Origin of the sequence: Streptomyces sp. RP5T, from assembly GCF_003933965.1 — a bacterium.
GTDB lineage: Bacteria > Actinomycetota > Actinomycetes > Streptomycetales > Streptomycetaceae > Streptomyces.
In genome coordinates this window covers 1-3,696 of sequence record NZ_RSAJ01000730.1, presented here as the reverse complement: position 1 = coordinate 3,696, position 3,696 = coordinate 1, and the positions used below count along the sequence as shown (strand labels likewise).

General features: G+C 72.8%; 3 protein-coding genes and 1 pseudogene. 2 read left to right on the top strand and 2 right to left on the bottom strand.

Annotation, left to right across the window (positions count from 1 at the left end; all coding sequences use genetic code 11):
* Positions 1-235: pseudogene (locus EHS43_RS40010) on the top strand (hypothetical protein); the annotation flags it as partial.
* A gap of 49 nt (positions 236-284) precedes the next feature.
* Here the strand turns inward: EHS43_RS40010 and EHS43_RS40005 are convergent.
* Together EHS43_RS40005 and EHS43_RS40000 are read right to left on the bottom strand one after the other, a co-directional pair.
* Positions 285-1,094: an SURF1 family protein gene (locus EHS43_RS40005; RefSeq protein ID WP_125195461.1), complete on the bottom strand. Its 810-nt coding sequence runs from the start codon at positions 1,092-1,094 to the stop codon at positions 285-287.
* 43 nt (positions 1,095-1,137) lie between these two features.
* Entirely contained in the window at positions 1,138-1,512 is a 375-nt protein-coding gene (locus EHS43_RS40000) for a nuclear transport factor 2 family protein (protein WP_125195460.1), read from the bottom strand.
* A gap of 149 nt (positions 1,513-1,661) precedes the next feature.
* On the opposite strand from EHS43_RS40000, the gene EHS43_RS39995 reads away from it, so the two are divergent.
* Positions 1,662-3,476: a prolyl oligopeptidase family serine peptidase gene (locus EHS43_RS39995; RefSeq protein ID WP_125195459.1), complete on the top strand. Its 1,815-nt coding sequence runs from the start codon at positions 1,662-1,664 to the stop codon at positions 3,474-3,476.
* Positions 3,477-3,696 lie beyond the last annotated feature (220 nt).

Sequence of the window (3,696 nt, the reverse complement as noted above, 5' to 3'; positions counted from 1 at the left end):
GCCCTCGGCCGACCCCAGCCCCGACCCGTCCACCTCCCCGGACGCCTCGGCCGGCGAGGGTTCCTCAACCGGCGGCGACACCGGCACCTCCACCCAGCTCCTCACGGACGGCACGGTCGACGGCAGCGTCCTGGTGACGAACACGGCGGAGGGCGGCGGACCGTCGGTGTCCACGACGGTGTCCAACGCGTGCGCGGGGGTCGTGTACTGGACGGGCGTGCTCACCTCGTCGTGACCGTGTGCCGTCCCGTCGCGGGACGCGAGGGCGTCGGGGGACGCCTCGGTCAGGCGGTCGCCTTCTCCTGCGGCTGCTCCTGGGACGGCTGCCCGTCGTCGTCCGGGAGGATGCCGAGCTCCGCGTCCCGGACGAACTCCACCTCGCGGCGCAGCAGACGGAACCACATGAAGACCACGAAGCCCGCGAAGACGAACCACTCACCGGTGTAACCGAGGTTCTGGAAGGCTTTCAGGTCCAGCCCGCTGCCGGAGGGCGCGCTCGCCGGCACGGCCTTCATCCCGGAGTCACCGGTGTTGAGCGTGACCCACGCGTCGTAGACCTCGTAGGGCACGATGTTGATCAACGAGGCCGCGCTGATCGCCGCGGTCTGCCCGGCCGGAAGCCCGCCCCGCGCACTGACGCCGTTGTCCCCGGGGGTCTCCGACGCCTGGAGCGCGCCGGTGACGGTGATCTCGCCCTTCGGCGCGGCCGGCACCTTCGCAGGGTCCGGGGTGCCCGGCAGCCAGCCCCGGACCACGGGCAGTGCCTTGCCGCCGTCGGTGCGCAGCAGCGTCAGGACGTAGTAGCCCTCGCGGTCGTCCAGTTGTCGGTCGGGGACGAGCAGCTGCTTGTCGTACCGGCCGGTCGCGGTGACCTGCTTGCCGGAGGTCGCCTTGTCCACCGGCAGCAGCTCGGCCAGCGGCCGCGCCGCCTCCCGCTCGTCGGTGGCGACGGACTGCTTCGCGTCCCGGCTCTCCGCCATCCGGTCCTCGAACCGGCTCAGCTGCCAGGACCCCATGAAGACGCAGAACGGGATGGCGAGCAGCACGAAGACGTTGATGCCAAACCAGCGAGGTGTCAGCAGAAACCGGTACACACTCCCACGGTACGGGGCCGCCCGGCAGCGCCGGGGCGCGGGGTCAGAACCTTTCGGCGAGGTGCTCCCGGCCCGCGGGGGGCTCGTACGGCTCCGGCCAGAAGTCGGTGACGGTGGCGATGCGCCCGCTGTCGTCCCCGGTGAAGAACGAGATGCCGTACATCTCCTCCGGGCCCACCGTGAAGTGCGTCCAGGTGACGACCTGGCCGGGCTCGGCGACGATCCGCTCCATCCGCAGGTGCCAGTCGCCCGGGTACTCACGGTTGAATTCGACGTACCGCTCCCGCCCGCTGATGCGCTCGCGGGTCTGCGGCAGGGTGTAGACGACGTCCTCGGCGAGGGTGTCCGCGAACGCGGCCCAGTCGCGGGCCTCGGCGAAGGCCCAGAAACTCTCCACGGTCTTGCGCAGATCGGTCATGAGGACGAGTCTGCACCCCGCCACTGACAACGGCCGGGGGCGTCCCGTCCGGCCTGGTCGCGGCGGCTCGGGTAAGCGGCCGGTAGAAGTTGTCCACAGGCTGGGGACCTCGTCTGCGGATTGTCTGTGAGGGCAGGCAGTATGGGGTCATGACTGAGAGCAACGGGTCCGCCGCGGCCGGGCGGAACAACGAGATGCCGGACTGGGAGAAGCGCTTCCGGGCGCCGCGGGTGTCGCTGCCCGACTGGGCGGAGGACGTCCCCGACCGCTCCCTGTTCGTGTCCAACGCCACAGGGACGTACGAGCTGTACGCCTGGGACCGGATCACCGGCGCCCAGCGCCAGGTCACGGACCGGCCCAACGGCACCACGGACGGCGTGCTCTCCCCGGACGGCGCGTGGATCTGGTGGTTCGACGACAAGGACGGCGACGAGTTCGGCGTCTGGCGCCGCCAGCCCTTCGAGGGCGGCGCGGACCAGCTCGCCGCGCCGGGCCTGGACCCCTCCTACCCCGCGGGCGTGGCCCTGGGCCGGGACGGCCGTACGGCGGTCGTGGGCCGCTCGACCGACGACGAGGGCACCTCCGTCCACCTCGTGCGCACCGGCGAGGACCCGGTGGAGATCTACCGGCACCGCGAGTCGGCGGGCGTCGGCGACCTCTCCCACGACGGCTCGCTGATCGCGATCGAGCACACCGAGCACGGCGACGCGATGCACTCGGCGCTGCGCGTGCTGCGCCCCGACGGCAGGGCGGTCGCCGAGCTCGACGACACCCGGGGCGGCACCGAGGAGCTGGGCCTGGAGGTCCTCGGCTTCGCTCCGGTGGACGGCGACACCCGGCTGCTCATCGGCCATCAGCGGCGCGGCCGCTGGGAGCCGCTGGTGTGGGACGTGGCCACGGGCGAGGAGACCGACCTCGCCCTGGACCTGCCCGGTGACGTGGGCGCCGAGTGGTACCCGGACGGCACCGGCCTGCTCATCGCGCACAGCTTCGAGGCCCGCAGCGAGCTGTTCCGGTACGACCTGGAGAGCGGCAAGCTGGAGAAGGTCCCGACCCCGCCCGGCTCGGTCTCGGGGGCGACGGCCCGCCCCGACGGCAGCGTGGAGTACCTGTGGTCCTCGGCCGCCGAGCCGTCGGCGGTGCGCTCGACGACGGGCGAGGTGGTCCTGGACCCGCCCGGTCTGAAGTCCCCCGGTTCGGTGCCGGTGGAGGACGTGTGGGTGCAGGGGCCGGGCGGCCGGATCCACGCCCTGGTCCAGAAGCCGGCGGGGGCGACGGGACCGCTGCCCACGGTCTTCGACATCCACGGCGGCCCCACCTGGCACGACAGCGACTCGTTCGCGGCGGGCCCGGCGGCCTGGGTGGACCACGGGTACGCGGTCGTCCGGGTCAACTACCGCGGTTCCACGGGGTACGGGCGCGAGTGGACCGACGCGCTCAAGCACCGGGTCGGTCTGATCGAGCTGGAGGACATCGCGGCGGTGCGGGAGTGGGCGGTGAGCTCGGGGCTCGCCGATCCCGCGCGGCTCGTCCTCACCGGCGGGTCCTGGGGCGGCTACCTCACCCTTCTCGGCCTCGGCACCCAGCCGGACGCGTGGGCCCTCGGGATCGCGGCCGTGCCCGTCGCCGACTACGTCACCGCGTACCACGACGAGATGGAGGCGCTGAAGGCGATGGACCGCACCCTGCTGGGCGGCACGCCGGAGGAGGTGCCGGAGCGCTTCGAGGCGTCCTCGCCCCTGACGTACGTGGACCAGGTCAAGGCCCCGGTGTACATCTCGGCGGGGGTCAACGACCCCCGGTGCCCGATCCGGCAGGTCGACAACTACGTGAAGCGGCTGGAGTCCAGGGGCGCGGTGCACGAGGTGTACCGCTACGACGCGGGCCACGGTTCGCTGGTGGTGGACGAGCGGATCAAGCAGGTCAGGCTGGAACTGGACTTCGCGGCGCGGCACTTGGGGTAGCGGGGAGGCGGCGCGACCGCGGGAGCGCGGGGGGCGGTCGCGCCCGCGCGGCGGAGCCGCATATCGACACGGCCCCGCGCTCCTAGGACCGGCGTGACCTGCGTCCCAGCAGTTCGGCCAGGCCCCGCCTGGTCGCCGCCAGCAGCACCCGGTCCGTGGTGCGCAGCACATAGGTGTCCGGCAGGTCCCAGACCAGGCCGCCGCCCTCGTCGTCCCCCTC